A 16601-nucleotide genomic window follows, 5' to 3' on the forward strand; every position below is an offset into this window, starting at 1 on the left:
CTGGAATTCTTTCTGGACAAGCTGCCGGTAAAGCCCATATCCGCACGGACCGGCTTCGTAGACGATGCTGACGCATCGCGCTTTAGATTGCAGTCTCTTGCACAACCGTTCCACGTCGGCCTGCGTAGTACCGATCTTGCCGAGCAGTTCAACCTCGCCCGAACCAATGGCATAGGCGACCGTGATCGAATCCTTATGAACATCAAGACCCACGTAAAGAGTGCTATCGTGCTCCATGCTGGCCTCCGCGTCGGAAATCGCCGGGTGCGGCACGTCCGCACCGTGCGGCTCTGACAGCAATGCTAACCCGCGTTTGATTCCGTTGCGGCAGGCCAGCCTCTGTCCCGCAGGAAGTCATACTGCCTACCAGGTCTGGCGCGAGGTTCCTGACACGCATCTAAGATGGGTGGTTCCCGTCAGAGCCACAAAGGAAGGTCATGGGCATCGACTCGACACATCAAACTGCCATCAAAGCTTTCGTGTTCGATGTCTTCGGAACCGTGGTTGACTGGCGAAGCGGCGTCGCGCGCGAAGCGCAACCGTTTCTACGGCGGCACGCGCCGAATCTCGACGCATCCGACTTTGCGGACGCATGGCGACGCGAGTATTCGCCCGCGATGGAAGAAGTGCGTAGCGGACGCAGACCGTATGTGCGTCTCGACGTGCTGCACCGGGAAAACCTCGTCAAAGTGCTGGCGCGTTTCGGCATCGCCAACGTTCCCGAACCGGAGATCGATGAGTTGAACCTGGCCTGGCATCGGCTGGACCCCTGGCCCGATGCCGTCGACGCATTGCGGCGCCTGAAGGCGCGCTTCATCATCGCACCGCTATCCAACGGCAACATTCGCCTGATGGTGGACGTGGCAAAGCGTGCCGGTCTGCCTTGGGATGCCATTCTCGGTGCCGAAGTCGTCCGCGCTTATAAACCCTCGCCGCTGGTCTATAGCGAAACGGCGGAAATTCTCGGCATTGCGCCACGCGAATTATGCCTCGTGGCCGCGCATAACAACGATCTCGCCGCTGCCCGGCGCGTCGGCTTGAGCACCGCGTTCGTCGTGCGGCCCACCGAGCATGGCCCTCAACAGACGAGCGATCTGAAGGCGCACGAGGCGTGGGACTTCATCGTCGACGATCTGCACGAACTCGCGACGCAACTAGGCTGCGCGCGCTGACGCAAACCCACGCAAGGCGACGTACTGCAACAGCATGATCGTCTTGCCGTCGACGATTTCCCCTGCGTCGACCGCTCGCAACGCGGCTTGCAACGGCATTTCGATCACCTCGAGATCTTCCCCTTCATCCTCGACGCCGCCGCCGTCGTTGACCCGCATCGACGCGTCGTACTCGCCGACATAGAAGTAGAGCTTTTCGGTTACGGATCCCGGGCTCATGTAGGCCTCGAAAATCTTGTGGACCTGACCCACGCGATACCCCGTTTCCTCCTCGACTTCGAGCCGGATGCGTTCTTCCGGCGAAGCGTTGTCGAGCAACCCGCCCGGCGCTTCGATCATCATGCCGTCGTGACCGTTCACGAACGCGGGCATGTGGAATTGTCGCGTGAGTATCACGTTGCCGGTGCGCGGACTGTGCAGCAGGATCGTCGCGCCGTTGCCGCGATCGTAGGTCTCGCGGTTCTGCCGCTGCCATGTGCCATCGCGACGCAGGAAGTCGAACGTCACCTTCTTCAGCGTGTACCAGTCGTCGGATAGCAAGGTCGTTCCGACGATGCGAACCCGGTCTTTCGTTGCGGTCATGGCGCCTCCTGTCGACCATGGACAATGATTCATGGTATCGTGCAACTTCGTGCAATTTCAAGATATTTCGTGCAATGCAATGTTGACGGCCCAACGCAAGAAAGCGATCCTCGACGAACTCGCGCGCAACGGGCAGGTCCTGGCAGGCGAGCTGAGCGCGGCGTTTGGCGTGTCGGAAGACACGATCCGCCGCGATCTACGCGAACTGGCCGCGCAGGGGCGCTTGCAGCGCGTCCACGGCGGCGCGTTGCCCGCGTCGGCGGCGCTCGCGTCATTCGAGCAGCGTCAGGACATCGAGACGCTCGCCAAGCGGCGCATCGCTCGGCGAGCGGTCGAACTGATCGCGCCAGGGCAAACCGTGATCGTCGACGGCGGCACCACGTCGGCGCTATTGGTCCAGGCGCTGCCGTCCGATTTGCACGCGACCATCGTCACGCATAGTCCGAGCGTCGCCACGGCGCTTGCCGCGCATCCTTGTGTCGAGGTGATCCTGATTGGCGGCCGGCTTTACAAACATTCGATCGTGGCCGTCGGCGCCGCGGCGATGGAAGGCATTTCGCGCATCCATGCCGACCTGTACTTCATGGGGGTGACCGGCGTGCATCCCAGCGCTGGGCTGAGCACCGGTGACTTCGAGGAAGCCGCGATCAAGCGCGCGCTCGCCGCGCGGGCGGCGGAAACGGTCGTGCTCGCGTCATCGTCGAAACTGAACGCCGCATCGCGGTTCGTGATCGGCGAGATCAAACTCGCGCAGACCATCGTGGTCGAGAAGAAGACCCGCGCGGAATTGACGAAGCCGATCGAAGCGGCTGGGGTGACTGTGGTGAGAGCGTAGAGGTGGCGCGCCCTGGATCACGCCGACGTCCTGGCTTTCGAGCAGGTACATGACGAAATCGCTGTCGTTGGCGATCACGCGTGCGTCGGGCGTACGCCGCCCGATCACACCCGCGCATGACGGATAGACATAGAAGGCGCCGGTCGGACGAGGACAATAGCGTCCATCGATCGCATTCAGTCTATCCACCACGAGATCGCGCCGCCGCGATTTTTCGAAGCCGGAGTTTCATCCGCGCGCGGCCGCTTCCGAACAAAGATAAAACAGGCGACTTCTGGAGTGCTAGGATGACGCGCGCAACCCGGCTTGTTCCACGAAGCGACACTGCCGGGTTGCCGACACGATGGTGAAATCGTTGCGTTACGCAGCCTGATACTCAAGTACAGAGGAGACACTCAATGAAACTTTCGAAGCTGCTTATAAACGCGTTGGCGCTCTCGGCTCTCAGCTTTACCGCGGTCGCGGCTCATGCCGAAGATCTGCTCGACTCGGTCAAACAGGCCGGAGTCCTGAAGATCGGTCTCGAAGGCACCTATCCGCCGTTCGACTCGCGCAACAAGGACGGCGAGCTCGAAGGCTTCGACGTCGATGTCGCGAAAGCCGTGGCGGCGAAACTCGGCGTAAAGCCGGTATTCATTCCGACCGAGTGGAGCGGCATTATCGCGGCGCTGCAGAGCGGCAAATTCGACGTGATCGTCAATCAGGTCACCATTACCCCGCAACGCAAACAGGTTCTTGATTTCAGCCAGCCGTACACGTACTCGGCCGCGCAGCTGATCCAACGGGCGGACGACAAGCGTGAGTTCAAATCGCTCGACGAATTCAAGGGCGACAAGAAGATCGGCGTGACGCTCGGCACCAACTACGACCAGATGGCGCGCGCGGTACCCGGCATCAACGTGCAAACTTATCCGGGTGCGCCCGAGAAACTGCGCGATCTCGCCGCCAGGCGTATCGACGCGACGATCGACGACCGGCTGATGCTGCCGTACATCATCAAGAACTCGCAGTTGCCGTTGCGTACGGGCGCGGTGCTGAAAGGCGCCGAGCAGGAAATGGGCATCCCGTTCCGCAAGGACAATCCGAAGTTCGCGAAAGCACTCGACGACGCGCTGACCCAAATGAAGCAGGACGGCACGCTCAAGAAAATCTCGATGCACTGGTTCGGCACGGACGTGACTCAGCCTGTCGCGCAGTAATTTTCTCGTTGGTCTCGCGTACCCGCGCCGACCTGCCGAATGGTCGACGCGGGTACGCCGCTTGCTCGCTAAGCGGTTTTTGCCGCGGAATCGCTCGCGATCAACGCTTCCATTGCTTCGAATCACGAAGCAAGCGCGGATACGCATGCTGAATGCATGCACGCTCTGCTGCGCCGCAGTTGCCTGATGCTTCGAAAGCGTGCGATGCTTTCGGAGCCATTGATCCGGCCACCTCGTGTCGGACTCGCATGTCGCCGGGAGACGACCTCGAATGGCACGCGATGAGACCAGTGAAATGCCCACAACCTTGGAGGCATCATGAGCATTCAATCACTGTCTCGCAGCAGCACCGCATCAACCGCCCATCTCTTCTCCAGCTCAAGTAAGTATTTCGTGCCGCGGCGTTCGCCGATCACGCTCGGCGTCGCCTGCATCGCCTCGCTCGTCTTCGCATCCGCGAGCTGTCTGGCCGATACCCAGGTGGGCGCCACGCTGCCGCCGGCGCCCGACATTCTGTACGGCGATCTGTTCGTCGCCGTGCAGACCGCGCAGATCTTCGCCGACCAGAAGACGTTCGTCGACGCAACGCCGAATGGCAATCCCGCCGCGATCGTCCAGCTATACGAAACGCAGAAGAATCAGCCCGGCTTTTCGCTGCAGAAATTCGTCAGCCAGTACTTCACGCCGCCGCCCGATCAGAGCATCACGCCGCCGCCGAACCAGAGTCTGCGCGAGCACATCGACTGGCTCTGGAACGGCCTCACGCGCACGACGACGAGCGCGCCCGACTACAGCTCGCTGATCCCGCTGCCCAAACCATACGTCGTGCCGGGCGGCCGCTTTCGCGAAGGCTACTACTGGGATACCTATTTCACGATGCTGGGGCTGCAGGAGTCCGGGCGTGAAGATCTCGTCGACGATATGCTCGACAACTTCGCGTACATGATCGACACGTTCGGCCACATACCGAACGGCAATCGCACGTACTATCTGAGCCGCTCGCAGCCGCCGTTCTACTCGTATATGGTGGAGCTCGCGGCGCAAAAGGAAGGCAACAAGGTTTATCAGAAGTACCTGCCTGTGCTGCGCAAGGAGTACGCGTACTGGATGCAAGGCTCGTCCAGCACGCCGCCCGGCGGCGCTACGCGCAATGTGGTCGTGCTCAACGATGGCACCGTGCTGAACCGCTACTGGGACGATCTGGACACGCCGCGCGACGAGTCGTACCTCGAGGACGTGCAGACCGCGCAGGCGAGCGACCGGCCGGCCAACCAGGTCTACCGCGATCTGCGCGCGACCGCCGAAAGCGGCTGGGATTTCAGCTCACGCTGGTTCGGCGACAACCAGACGCTCGCAACGGTGCGCACGACATCGATCATCCCGGTCGATCTGAACAGCCTGTTGTTCCATCTGGAGACGACGATCGCGCGCGGCTGCTCGGAGACACGCGACTTCCGTTGCGTCGCGCAGTTCATCGGCTACGCGGCGCGGCGCGCGGAAGGCATCAACCGCTATCTGTGGAATCGCAACGGCTACTACGGCGACTACGACTGGCAACTCGGCAAGTCGCGCGACAACCAGACACCGGCGATGCTGTATCCGCTGATGGCCGGCGTGGCGTGGCCCGATCGCGCGTGGAAGACCGCCCAGACCGTGCAGAATGCGCTGCTCAAGCAGGGCGGCCTCACGACGTCGACCTATAACACCACACAGCAATGGGACGCGCCGAACGGCTGGGCGCCGTTGCACTGGATCGCGATTCAGGGCCTCAAGCGCTACGGACGCGCCGACCTCGCGCAGCCGATCGGCACGCGCTTTCTCGCGGACGTCGAGAACGTCTACAACACGCAGCACAAGCTCGTCGAGAAGTACGTCGTGGAAGGCGCGGGCGAAGGCGGCGGCGGGGGTGGCGAGTATCCGCTGCAGGACGGCTTCGGGTGGACCAATGGCGTAACGTTGATGCTGCTCGATCTGTATGGCAATGGGCAGTGAGTCCCCGCGGCATTTTCAGGCGAGTGCCGTGAGGTAGGTCTTACGATTGCAGACACATGATGCCTACGAGGTCGTGAAAACCTCGTAGCCAGAATTTCACGCCTCGGCCACTCGATACACCGACCCGGATTCGCCGCACGAATCGCTCTGCGGGCAGTCCAAATCTGATCGACGTCGTCAGTAAGACCATCTCCGGTGGAAGCAGCATGATCTGGCTCGCCAATATTGTTCTCGTGCTGCACGCGCTGATCGTGCTGTTTATCGTCGGCGGACTATTCGCGATCTGGATCGCCCACGGTTTGCAACTCCGGTGGGCGCGCAATCGCGCATTCCGGACGACACATGTTCTCGCCATCGGTATCGTGGCGACCCTTGCAGTGCTCGATGTGCCGTGCCCGTTGACCGTTCTGGAGGACTATCTGCGCACGGGCGCGTCCGGTCCGCAAGGCTTCATACAGCGCTGGGTTAGTGCCTTGCTCTATTACGACTTTCCGGGCTGGGTGTTCGTGCTCGCATATGTCGCGTTCTTGCTGGCGGTGCTTCTTACGTGGCGCCGAATTCCGCCACGATCGTAACTGGGACATGGCCGCCCGAGCACCTGATCCGCTTGCGCAATTGCGCAGCTGACCTGCTCGATGCCGGACGATTGCTCTTCCGAGGTCTACTGGACGGCGAGCGGCTTCGCTTCGCCCGTTGGTTCACGCCAGGAAGCGCCGGCTTATCGCAAGCGATTTTTTATTTGGCCGCCTTGTCGACGGATTTGACCTTGGTCCATACCAGCACTGAAGTACTTTGCTTTCCCGTTACCGGGTTCTTGTCCGGCAGCGTCGTGATGTACAGATGCTCGCCGTCGATTCTGAATCGACGCACCTGCACCGTGCCGGTCCACGACTCGTTCCACGACGCGTCGACATGATGACTGACGAGGTCGCCGTCGGTGTTATACGTTCCCGCGTAGGCGCTGAGTCCGCTATAGAGTTCGATGCGCTCGGCGTCGGTCGGTACGACACCCGCAGGTGCCTTTCGTCCTTCCTTGAGCACAATCGCGTGCATGCGGCCGTCGACGCTATAGCTCAGATAACCGTCCGGGTGTGCGCCGAACAGATCGGTCTTTTCGCCATTGGCGAGGTCTTCGGTCGTGAAAGACCGCAGCTTCCAGGTTCCCAGCAGCATAGTGTTGCCGTTACGCCGATCTCGTGCCACCGCCGCCTCCTTTTCCGGAAACGAAGTACGCAACTCGCTTCAACATCGCGATCGTTGGATTCCCACGACACTACGCGCAACCGCTCGCCCACGCAATCACCGCCACCCGAACGGAATTTCCGCAACTTACCTTTTAATTCTATTGAGAACACATTTTCACCGGTTAAATTTACCATTTAATTAGATTTTACAAGCGCAATTAATTCCGACAACGTATCCCACGAAAATCCGCAGTTCATCGTCGCTATTCAATGCGATTCGGATAAACGCCGCCGGCATTTTTCCGCCCCATGCCGCCGCAACCGCACCGATGCTCCATCACAGCGCCCTATTCCTCGACAACGAGCCGACTTTATTCTGCATCACATAATTGCCGCTTGATCCTTGACAAGACCGCATTTCACATCCTATTTTCACTCTTGCTGTAAGCATCGGAAAGATTCAATTTTAAATTTCTCTTGAAATGTCGAGATAAATCGACAGGGAATTCCTTTATCCGTTCAATTAGCAATTGCAGAAAGCAAATCGAAATATTGATGCAAGCATTTTGAATTAATGCATTGCGAAAAACTGTCCATGCAACCGCTGCGTGCCATCGAGTGCGGTGCGGGTTATTCGATCTCCCATGCGCGCGACCGGCGAAAAGCGGCCTTTGTGTAGCGGTATCACTCACCAGGGAACGAGATGAAACCAGACAGAAGGAACACCGACGATGGTCGCCTCCGTCGTCATGGCCGGCTCGCCGCGCTAAGCGCGCTGACACTCGGAATCGTTATGCTCGCCGGATGCGGCGGCAGCGACGGAGGTTCGTCGGCGTCGGCGGTACCAAGCGGCATGGCGCAGGTCGCCAATCAGGCGCAAGCGGCGTCGGCGCCGCAGACGCCATCCGCCAATCAGCCCTACACCGATCTCACCACCTATTCGACGAGTGCGACGTCCGGGATAGCCGCGTCGCTGGTCGCGGAGAAAGCGGCGATCATGCATTACCAATGGACGTCCGGCAGCACCACCGTCAATTACACGACGACCACCGGCCACCTGACCGCAATGGATCTGACGAGCGGCGCACCCGAAGCGACGATGTCCTACGTGGCCTACACGGCGCCGAGCACGAATGGCAAACCGCGCCCCGTTACGTTCGTCTATAACGGCGGGCCGGGTTCTTCGTCGATCTGGCTGCGTCTCGGATCGTTCGCGCCGACGCGCGTCGCGACCACCGATCCGCTGCTGAACGGCACCAGCTGGCCGAACTATCCGCTTGTGAACAACACCGAGAGCCTGATCGACACGACCGATCTCGTGTTCATCGATCCGCCTGGCACGGGCCTCTCCGAAGCGATCCTGCCGAACACGAACCAGACCTACTGGAGCACCGATGCCGACGCGAACATCATGCGCGACTTCATCATCCGCTACCTGACGGTCAATTCACGCAGCAGCTCGCCGATCTATCTGTACGGCGAATCGTACGGCACGCCTCGCACCGACATCCTCGCGCTCGCGCTCGAATCGGCCGGCGTGCAACTGACGGGGATCACGCTGCAGTCTTCGATCCTGAACTACTTCGCGGATGCGATCGAGGCGGTGGCAATCACGGGTTCGCCCGACCAGCTCGCGCTCGAAACCGATACATTGAGCGGCTACATGCCGGGCTACGCCGAGGTCGCGGCGTACTACAACCAGGTATCGCCAGCGCCAGTGAGTCAGGCGACCTACGCGCTTCGCAGCGAGGCGTTCGTGACCGCCAACTACAACCTGTTCAAGAATTATTCGCTGTACTGGACCTTGAGCCAGCTCGGCGCGCCCACCTACGCGGGACCGCCGAACTTCCCGCCGACGTGGCTGGAGAAGGTCTGGGACGCCGAATCCGGTCTCACGTTGCAGGCGATGCAGGGCTACTTCAACATCAATCCGTTCAACCTCACGCTGGTGCCAGGCTCGACGATAGGCCGCTACGATGGTCGCGTGTCGTTGCCCAACTCGGACTCGCGTCTGCAGAGCGACGGCGACCCGTCGGACATCCTGATCTCGCTGCCATTCACCAATGCATTGGCGACACAGATGCCGGATTACCTCGGCTACACGGCGCCGAACGCGGCGTACATGCCGCTGAACGACGCGATCATCGAGGTGTGGGATTTCTCGCACGGCGGCCAGCCTCTGCCCGACACGATCCCCGATCTGCTCGGCGCGCTAAAGCTGAATCCGCAACTGAAGGTGCTGGCGGAAAACGGCTTCCACGATCTCGCCACGCCGTTCTTCAATACCGAGAAGCAGCTCGCGCGGCTCAAGACGGTCCAGGGTCTCAACCCGAATCTGCAGGTCAACTTCTTCCAGGGCGGACATATGATTTATCTGGATGACGTGGCGCGCCCGCAGATGAAGGCGGATCTCGCGGCCTTCTATGGCGGCACGCCGATAGCGGGCGCGCTGACGCTCGCGACGCTGCCTCAGCCGTGGGCCGACGAAGCGTCAGCCGCTACGCCGACGAGCGAGGCGCTCGCCGCGGCCGCGCCCTGATCGATGGTGGTTTCGCTTCGCGCGAAACCCTCTGACTACTTTTTATGGCGAATGATCATGTCTTCAATCGATATCTTGCGACGTACTCTGGCGTTGATCGTCCTCGGTGTGATCGTCGGCAGTGCGCATGCGTTGCCGCCCCAGCCGGTGGCGCCCGTGACGCTGCCCAACGGCGGACACGGCGTGGACGGTCCGTTCTTTCCTCATAACCGTGCCAACGCGGTCGCGCCGACCACCGGCTCGACGCTGCAGCAGCAGGCTCAGCAGCGCGTGGAGAGCAGACTGGGCGCGAAATCGGTGCTCAGCAACGGCTCGTCGATCACCAAGGCCCAGGCGCAAAGCGATGGGCTCGGCTATATCGCCAGGCATTTTGACGAGATCGATACCGCGCATTCGGGCCGCGTGACGTTGAACGACGTTCAGCAGTATCTGCAGCAGCATCAGCAGTGAGAGTCAGCTAGTCCAGTGGTCCGGGATGACGGTTGGCGGTGCTTCGCGATCGTGCGACGCACCGCCGGCCGTATGCGGCTGCGCGCCGCGCCCGCGCGCGGCGGATCGCTCACGCTCACTTGCCCGTTGCCGCCTGGATCATCTTCCATCCATTGCCCGCCGGATCGCGAAAGCCCGCATCGACGCTGCCGAAACGATCCACCGGCTCCTGCGTGAATTCCACGCCGCGCGCCTTCAACTGCTCGTAGCTCGCGCGACAGTCGGCAACGGACAGCACCAATGGCGGCATCGCCCCCTTCGCGACCATCGCGCGCAGCGTTTGCGCGGTCGCTTCATCGTGGACCGGCGGCCCCGGCGCGAACAGTCCCAACTGGAAAGACGGCTGGTCCGGGTGCTGGACCGTGAGCCAGCGGTAAGCACCGTTGCGCACGTCGGTGTGGACGCGAAAGCCGAGTTTGTCGACGTAGAACGAAAGCGCCGCATCCTGATCGTCGACGTACAAACCGACCACATTGATACCCTGATTCATAACTCCTCCCTCGCTGGTTGAGGGTTCGACTGTATCGCTGGCCACGCGGCGGCGCTTCTCCAAAACTGCGATCGGCAGGTTCGGGCGTTTGCCCGGCCTTCGGCACGTTGGCGCGCCGGCTTCGGCGACGACCGCGCGAATCTCGTCCTCCGAGTAACCGAGCGCGCCGATCGGATCGGTCGGCGACGCGACGCCGCCGGAGGCCATGATCTTGATCTGGTCGGCGCCCATCTGCAGTTCTTCGCGCACGGCGCGGCGCAACGCGTCGACGCCATCGACGACCCGGCCCAATGCACCGACGCGTGCGCAGCAGTTGCAAGGCGCGTCGCCAGGCATGAAGTCCGTGCGCGCGCGACCTTCGCCATGGCCGCCGGAGCGGTTCAGCGGTTCAGGCGCATCGCGGCGATTTCTTCGAGTGACCGGCCGCGGGTGGACACGCCCATGATCAGAACCGCGAGCGCACCGATGATCAGCACCAGCGTCGTGCCGCCGAAAACCCCGCCGAAGCCCAGACGCGGATACAGAAAGCCGACCAGGATCGGCGCGGCGATCGCGCCGAGGCGTCCGATCGCCGAAGCGACACCCATGCCGGTCGTGCTCACTTCGGTAGGGAACACCTCGGGCGCGTAGGCGTAGACGCCGGCATAAGTCCCGTTCATGAAGAACGACAGCAAAAAGCCCGATGTCAGAATTTCGGCATCGCTGTGCGTGAGCGCGAGCCCTAACGCGGAGAACCCGCCGCGCGCCATGTACGTGACGATGGTCGCGCGGCGGCCGATCTTTTCATTGAGCCACGCGCCCGAGAAGTAGCCGGGAATCTGCGCGAGGTACATAACCAGTGAATACGAAAAACTACGCGTGATCGTCATGCCGCTTTGCACCAGCAGACCGGGAATCCACGTAAAGAACGCGTAGTAACTGAACGTGATCGACAGCCACATCAACCAGGCCATCGCGGTGATGCCGGCCAGTTGTCGCGACCAGAGCGCCTTGAGTTTCGCCAGTGGCATGCCGGACGCGACGGGGGCTGGGGCGCTCGCCCCGACCGCTTGCTCCGGCAGGAGTGGCAAGCCGGCGGCGTGTACCACTGCTTCCATCCGTTCGACGATCACCGCGGCTTCGGCGGTTCTGCCGCGGAAAGGACAGCGCCGTGGCGCCGGGCATGGTCGAACGAGTATAGGAAGTCGGAATGAGCGGGTCTTGGTTGGAAACCGCATCGAACATGCGGATTCCGGCATCAGGGCGCGGCGTGCCGCGAGATGCTAAAGCGCTTCGCAAAGGCAGCGGGGCATCGGTATCGCGGCGCTCGCGCGTCGAACGCGAGCGCTGCGTCCCTTCTGATCGTCGACGTGCGCGCCGTCCACATCGATACCCTCATTCACGACGTCTCGCTGGTAGGAGGCTCGACGGTGTCGCCGACCACGCGGCGGCGCTTTTCCAGAACTGCGGTCGTCAGATCGGGGCGTTGTGCGGCCTTCAGCACGCAGGCGGGCACGCGATCGAGTTCAGCGGGATTGGCGCGTGCCTGCACGCGCATCTCGCTCGGGCTCAGGCCGGTAATGTCGCGAAAGACGCGGCCGAACGTGCCGAGGCTTTCCCAGCCGGTCGCGAACGCAATGTCCGTCATGCCGAGGTTGGTGTCACGCAGAAGCGTGGTGGCCTGTTCGATACGCCGCGTCAACAGATAGCGGTGTGGCGGCACGCCGAAGGCCCGCTTGAACGAACGCGCGAAGTGCGCCGCCGACACGCCGCTGACTTCGGCCAGCCGCCGCACCGGCCAGGTTTCGTGCGAAGCGGCATCGATGCGGTCTTTCGCACGCAGCAGGCGACGCAGCAGCGCCGGGTCTTCGAGTGCTTCGGCGCCGCCCGAGACGGGGGTCGGTTGGACTGCAGGGTCGTGTGAGCCGGGCATATGTTCGCGTTAGAACCGATAGCCGATGCGCGGCCGCCGCCGCGCCAGGAACGATCGCGGCCATGAGGAGCGTCCAGGCAGGCTTTGTCATCGAGCGGCAGGCCTCGTGTTGATGGAACGACGCACAAGCTGCGGCCCCTGGCCCTGACCGCAACCCGAGGCCATTGTTGCACGGCTTCGCGTGAACCTCGCGTCAAAGGCCGATCGAAAATTTCTCGATTTATTTAAAGAGATGGCAACGGTGCTGTGGACGATACCGCGAAGAACACCGACGCGTTCGACGGCTACCTGAAGAACGTCGTGTTCGCCTACAACATCAGCACCGGCGACGACCGGCCAGACGTGGTCGGGTTCTTCGCAGTAAGCAGCAAGCGTTAAACGCTGATGGCAACAGCGTGCGGCGGCGGCAAGCCGCACGCGTCGAGATAGACGTGTTTCATTCGACGGCCCGCGCGGACTATTCCGCACGGGCCGTTTTCATTTCATGCGCCTGGTCGACGATCATATGTCCGCCATGGTGGGCGCTTCACGCGGTCTGTTCGGTCTTGCCGTAAGTGAGCCGGCCGTTTTTCGACAGCAGCACCGCAACCGGCCGCGTCATTTCGAACTCGGAGAAAATGATCGTCATGCTGGCGGTGATCGGCACCGCGAGAAAGGCGCCCGGCACGCCCCACAAAGCCGACCACACGGCCATGCTCGCGAGAATCGCGAACGGGCTCAGGTTCAGGGAGTTGCCCGTCAGATACGGATCGAGAATATTGCCGATCACGAAGTGAATCGCGGTCAGCGACACCAGCACGACAAGGATCGAATTCAGGTCGCCGAACTGCAGCACCGACATCAGCACCGGGAACACGATCGCGAGCACCGAGCCGATATAGGGCACGTAGTTCAGCAGCGCGGTCAGTATCGCCCACAGCCCGGCGAACTCGAGGCCGACGCTGCGCATCGCGAGCCAGCAGATCCCGCCTAGCAGCACGCCGAGGAACGTCTTCAGCGCGAGATACGCGCCAATGCGCCGGTTGATGTCGGTGACCACGCCCCGGATACGCGCCGCGTTGGTCGAATTGGCGGTCATGTTCGTCAGCTTGTCGCCGAACGTCCGGCGCTCGACCAGCAGAAAACTCGCATACAGCACGATCACGAACAGGTCGATGATCACCGACGAAAGCGACGCCAGCATGCCGGTCACCATCGCCTGAATATTCAACTGTGTGAGCATGTTCCGCCGCAGCGATTCCCACGTCGGCTCGCTTTCGAGGTGCAGCAGCGTCGAAATCTTGTGGATCATCAGCAGGACCGAGTCCTGGTAGCGCGGCGCGAGCGCGACGAGCGCGTCGTAGTTCTCGACGAGCATGTCGACCGCGAAGAAGATCGCGGCGCCGATCAGAAACATCGAGAGTCCGTAGCGCAACTGGACCGGTAGCCGCGGGCCGATCACCGGAATGCGTTGCAGCAGCCGCGTGAAGTCGACCACCACGTATACCGCGATCGCGCCGAACACGATCGGCACGAAAACCGCGCGCCCGATATACAGCACCCAGCCCACAATCAGCAGCAGCACCACTACATATACGGACGCTTGCAATCTGTCGGTCATTGGTCAGTGCTCCATGAATCCGCAAACAGGTGCGCCAGAGAGTCACCCCAGGGTCACCCGAGGACGAAGGCGATGGCCGGGCACGCGCCCGCCGTGCGATCCCCTTACCAGCCGGTCGCGCGATGGACAGCACTGATCTTCGCACAGAACGATGACAGCTCACATAAAAAGCGCGCCAGATCGCTCCGCCGGCAAACTCCGGGCCGACACCTCGAAATGCGCCAGCAGAATGTCGCGAAACGTTGCGATGCGCCGGATTCGCTCGTGAAACCCATCTGCTACGCTGCCCTAATCGGTTTCAATCACCTGACGTGATCCGAAGCGAGCGCCTGCGTCACGCGGTGGCAGCGCACGGCCGAATCCATGCAGTGAAGCCGCGCCGCGCGTGCCCGTGCGATGTCCGCGCTATATCTGTGCGTGATGTCCGATTGCACGCATCCTCTCACCTCACGACATGGGAGTACGAGATGCTGCAACGGCTGGGGTCGCGATTCGTCGCAGTGGGTCTGATGTGGACATTGTCCGCCTGTGGCGGTGGTGGGGACGGCAGCGGCGCCGACCCGGCCAGCACCGGCTCGAACGGCGCGGCTGGCGCGACCACGCCAGCATCGAGTCCCGCGCCCGCGTCGAGTCCGACACCGGCATCTAGCCCGGCCCCCGCGTCGAGCCCGTCGAGCGCATCCGACGCGAGCGCCACGACACCGAAGCTCGCCGCCGCGACGCCGATCATCGACGGCACGACACTCGGCGCCGCCATCTGGCCCGCGGGCGTCACGGCTTCGGGCGGAACCGGTCAGCCCGTCAGCGGACTGAACTGCGGGTTGCGCAGTACCGCGTACACGTACGCGCATCTGTCGATCTACCAGAACGGGCAACTCCTGACGCTGCCACCCAACATCGGCATGGTCGAGCCGACCCTGACCACGCCGACTGGCTGCGCGTATCCGGTGCACACGGTCGATTCGAGCGGCAAGATCCATATGGACGCGACGACCGGCGCGACCTATACGCTCGGCCAGTTCTTCTCGATCTGGGGCGAGACGCTGAGTGCGTCGAACGTGGCGGGATTGACCGCCTCGCCAATCGCGATCTACGTGAACGACGGCGGCACGCTCACGCAATATACGGGCGACCCCGCGAGCCTCGTGCTGAAGCCGCACACCGAAATCACGGTCATGGTCGGCACGCCTGTCACCCAAGTGCCCACCTACACCTGGACCGATCCGCCGCCGTTCGACCCGAACCCGATCACGCTCGTCTTCGGAGGCGTGGTCGGCTCGTCGTTCTGGCCGAACGGCACGACCTCGACGGGCGGCACCGGCACGCCGGTCGACGGCCTGACCTGCGCGCCGGACATGAGCGTGCTGTACCACGTGCACGCGCACCTCGCGATCATCAAGGACGGGCAGTGGCTCGCGTTGCCGATGAACGTCGGCATCCTGTCGCAATGCACGTATGAGATGCATACGCACGACAACACCGGCATCATCCATATCGAAGCGCCGAACCTCAAGACCTATACGCTCGGCGACTTCTTCGATATCTGGGGCGAGCCGCTGACGAACACGAACGTCGCGGGCATCATGGGCGACGTGGTCGCGTATATCAACGACAACGGCGATTCGCGCCGCTATATGGGCGACTTGCGCAGTATCGAGCTGACGTCGTTGCGCGACATCACGCTGCAGATCGGTACGCCGCCGGTAAGCACGTTGGCGACGTATTCGTGGTACGAACCGCAGTGACGTCGGCCGGAGGCCGCGTCACTTCGCCATGGCGCGGCTTCAACGCGACGTACCCGAATGCCCGATACCGCCCGGCCCGCGCGGCACGATGCCCGCGACGGAGCGCGGCGCCGCGTTCGCGACCAGAATCATCGCCGCGCCGGCGAGACCGCTCGCCACGTGCTTCAACGCATGGCCGGCGATCACGTGATGCGTCAGCTCCCATATCTGCCAATCGAGGCTTTCGAAAATCTTCGCGACCCCGTAGAAGACGATCACGAGCGTCCACGCGATCACGCCGTCCACCTTGCGCATGAGCGTCAGGCCGACGATCAGCATGAGCCCGCCGAACTGAAGAATCGCGTAAGGCCACAGGCTGTTGAACACGAGCCAGTAGCCGACGGTGGCGGGCGACACGACCACCATGATCAGCATCTGCGCCCAGCCGACGCGCTGTCCGCTCCACGACGTCCATAGCATGGCGAGGATGCCGGCGAACACGATGGTCATCGGCAGGCGGTCCCAGACGAGCGTCGCATCGTTCGGCGCCATGTGGTAGTAAGCCGAGCCGAACGCGGTGAAGAGCAGCCCGAGCGCGGCGACGACCATGCCGGGAAATTGCGCCGGCTGGTCGGACGCATGGCGCCGGACCCAATGCAGACAGAGCACACCGGCGATCAGAATGACGACGTTCGACAGCACGTCCGCCGCATGGTGCAGCGGCCCCAGCGAGCGTTGATCGGCGAAGTGGTGATACGAGGCCGGCTGCGCGAGCGGCCATATCATCTGCAGCGCGGTGCCCACCACGAAAAGCAGCACGCTAGCAAGCAGCAAGCGGGAGATCTTCACGTTGCTCGACTCCACAGTGGGCGAAACGCTCGAA

General features: G+C 62.4%; 16 protein-coding genes and 2 pseudogenes. 9 read left to right on the forward strand and 9 right to left on the reverse strand.

The genetic code is table 11. From position 1 onward, the window contains the following. Positions 1 to 237, reverse strand: a pseudogene (locus HDG32_RS14555) (IS110 family transposase); the annotation flags it as partial. Positions 238 to 437: 200 nt separating this feature from the next. On the opposite strand from HDG32_RS14555, the gene HDG32_RS14560 reads away from it, so the two are divergent. Then, positions 438 to 1172 carry a haloacid dehalogenase type II gene (locus HDG32_RS14560; RefSeq protein WP_184068095.1) on the forward strand — a complete coding sequence of 245 codons (735 nt, stop codon included), beginning with the start codon at positions 438 to 440 and terminating at the stop codon, positions 1170 to 1172. On the opposite strand, the gene HDG32_RS14565 is transcribed toward HDG32_RS14560, so the two are convergent. Beyond that, entirely contained in the window at positions 1155 to 1754 is a 600-nt protein-coding gene (locus HDG32_RS14565; protein ID WP_184068098.1) for an NUDIX domain-containing protein, read from the reverse strand. The genes HDG32_RS14560 and HDG32_RS14565 overlap by 18 nt on opposite strands. Before the next feature lie 79 nt (positions 1755 to 1833). Between HDG32_RS14565 and HDG32_RS14570 the strand changes: the two genes are divergently transcribed. The 4 genes from HDG32_RS14570 to HDG32_RS14585 all read left to right on the forward strand — a co-directional run bounded on the left by HDG32_RS14570 (position 1834) and on the right by HDG32_RS14585 (position 6355). Further along, positions 1834 to 2589, forward strand: a complete 756-nt coding sequence (locus HDG32_RS14570; RefSeq protein WP_184068102.1) for a DeoR/GlpR family DNA-binding transcription regulator — start codon at positions 1834 to 1836, stop codon at positions 2587 to 2589. A 398-nt stretch (positions 2590 to 2987) separates the two neighbouring features. After that, on the forward strand, positions 2988 to 3788 hold the full coding sequence (locus HDG32_RS14575; protein WP_184068106.1) for a transporter substrate-binding domain-containing protein: 801 nt from the start codon (positions 2988 to 2990) through the stop codon (positions 3786 to 3788). 318 nt (positions 3789 to 4106) lie between these two features. Further along, on the forward strand, positions 4107 to 5780 hold the full coding sequence (gene treA, locus HDG32_RS14580) for an alpha,alpha-trehalase TreA (protein ID WP_184068109.1): 1674 nt from the start codon (positions 4107 to 4109) through the stop codon (positions 5778 to 5780). Positions 5781 to 5986: 206 nt separating this feature from the next. After that, entirely contained in the window at positions 5987 to 6355 is a 369-nt protein-coding gene (locus tag HDG32_RS14585; RefSeq protein ID WP_184068112.1) for a DUF2784 domain-containing protein, read from the forward strand. A 160-nt stretch (positions 6356 to 6515) separates the two neighbouring features. On the opposite strand, the gene HDG32_RS14590 is transcribed toward HDG32_RS14585, so the two are convergent. Then, positions 6516 to 6953 (reverse strand): lipocalin-like domain-containing protein, encoded by a 438-nt coding sequence (locus HDG32_RS14590; RefSeq protein ID WP_184068115.1) that lies wholly within the window; start codon positions 6951 to 6953, stop codon positions 6516 to 6518. 714 nt (positions 6954 to 7667) lie between these two features. Here HDG32_RS14590 and HDG32_RS14595 point away from each other — a divergent pair. Next, the gene (locus HDG32_RS14595) at positions 7668 to 9503 is read left to right on the forward strand and encodes a S10 family serine carboxypeptidase-like protein (protein ID WP_184068118.1); all 1836 of its coding nucleotides are present in this window, start codon (positions 7668 to 7670) and stop codon (positions 9501 to 9503) included. A gap of 51 nt (positions 9504 to 9554) precedes the next feature. After that, positions 9555 to 9953, forward strand: coding sequence for a 2-oxoglutarate dehydrogenase (locus tag HDG32_RS14600; protein WP_184068121.1), 399 nt, complete (start codon positions 9555 to 9557; stop codon positions 9951 to 9953). Positions 9954 to 10068: 115 nt separating this feature from the next. Here HDG32_RS14600 and HDG32_RS14605 read toward each other — a convergent pair whose 3' ends face one another. The 4 genes and pseudogenes from HDG32_RS14605 to HDG32_RS14620 all read right to left on the reverse strand — a co-directional run bounded on the left by HDG32_RS14605 (position 10069) and on the right by HDG32_RS14620 (position 12394). Then, positions 10069 to 10482 (reverse strand): VOC family protein, encoded by a 414-nt coding sequence (locus tag HDG32_RS14605; RefSeq protein ID WP_184068518.1) that lies wholly within the window; start codon positions 10480 to 10482, stop codon positions 10069 to 10071. 111 nt (positions 10483 to 10593) lie between these two features. Then, positions 10594 to 10860: pseudogene (locus tag HDG32_RS14610) on the reverse strand (amidohydrolase family protein); the annotation flags it as partial. A 2-nt stretch (positions 10861 to 10862) separates the two neighbouring features. Then, entirely contained in the window at positions 10863 to 11492 is a 630-nt protein-coding gene (locus tag HDG32_RS14615) for an MFS transporter (RefSeq protein WP_260336465.1), read from the reverse strand. Positions 11493 to 11860: 368 nt separating this feature from the next. After that, positions 11861 to 12394, reverse strand: a complete 534-nt coding sequence (locus tag HDG32_RS14620) for a helix-turn-helix transcriptional regulator (RefSeq protein ID WP_184068123.1) — start codon at positions 12392 to 12394, stop codon at positions 11861 to 11863. A 246-nt stretch (positions 12395 to 12640) separates the two neighbouring features. Between HDG32_RS14620 and HDG32_RS36390 the strand changes: the two genes are divergently transcribed. Further along, positions 12641 to 12772 (forward strand): hypothetical protein, encoded by a 132-nt coding sequence (locus HDG32_RS36390; RefSeq protein ID WP_260336466.1) that lies wholly within the window; start codon positions 12641 to 12643, stop codon positions 12770 to 12772. Between the two features lie 148 nt (positions 12773 to 12920). Here HDG32_RS36390 and HDG32_RS14625 read toward each other — a convergent pair whose 3' ends face one another. Then, a complete protein-coding gene (locus HDG32_RS14625; protein ID WP_184061789.1) occupies positions 12921 to 13994 on the reverse strand; it encodes an AI-2E family transporter in 1074 nt (357 codons plus the stop codon). A 467-nt stretch (positions 13995 to 14461) separates the two neighbouring features. On the opposite strand from HDG32_RS14625, the gene HDG32_RS14630 reads away from it, so the two are divergent. Beyond that, positions 14462 to 15739 (forward strand): hypothetical protein, encoded by a 1278-nt coding sequence (locus HDG32_RS14630; protein ID WP_184068125.1) that lies wholly within the window; start codon positions 14462 to 14464, stop codon positions 15737 to 15739. 39 nt (positions 15740 to 15778) lie between these two features. On the opposite strand, the gene HDG32_RS14635 is transcribed toward HDG32_RS14630, so the two are convergent. Beyond that, a complete protein-coding gene (locus HDG32_RS14635; RefSeq protein ID WP_184068128.1) occupies positions 15779 to 16567 on the reverse strand; it encodes a hypothetical protein in 789 nt (262 codons plus the stop codon). Positions 16568 to 16601 lie beyond the last annotated feature (34 nt).

The organism is Paraburkholderia sp. CI2 (assembly GCF_014201055.1).
In the GTDB taxonomy this organism is placed as follows: Bacteria; Pseudomonadota; Gammaproteobacteria; order Burkholderiales; family Burkholderiaceae; genus Paraburkholderia; species Paraburkholderia tuberum.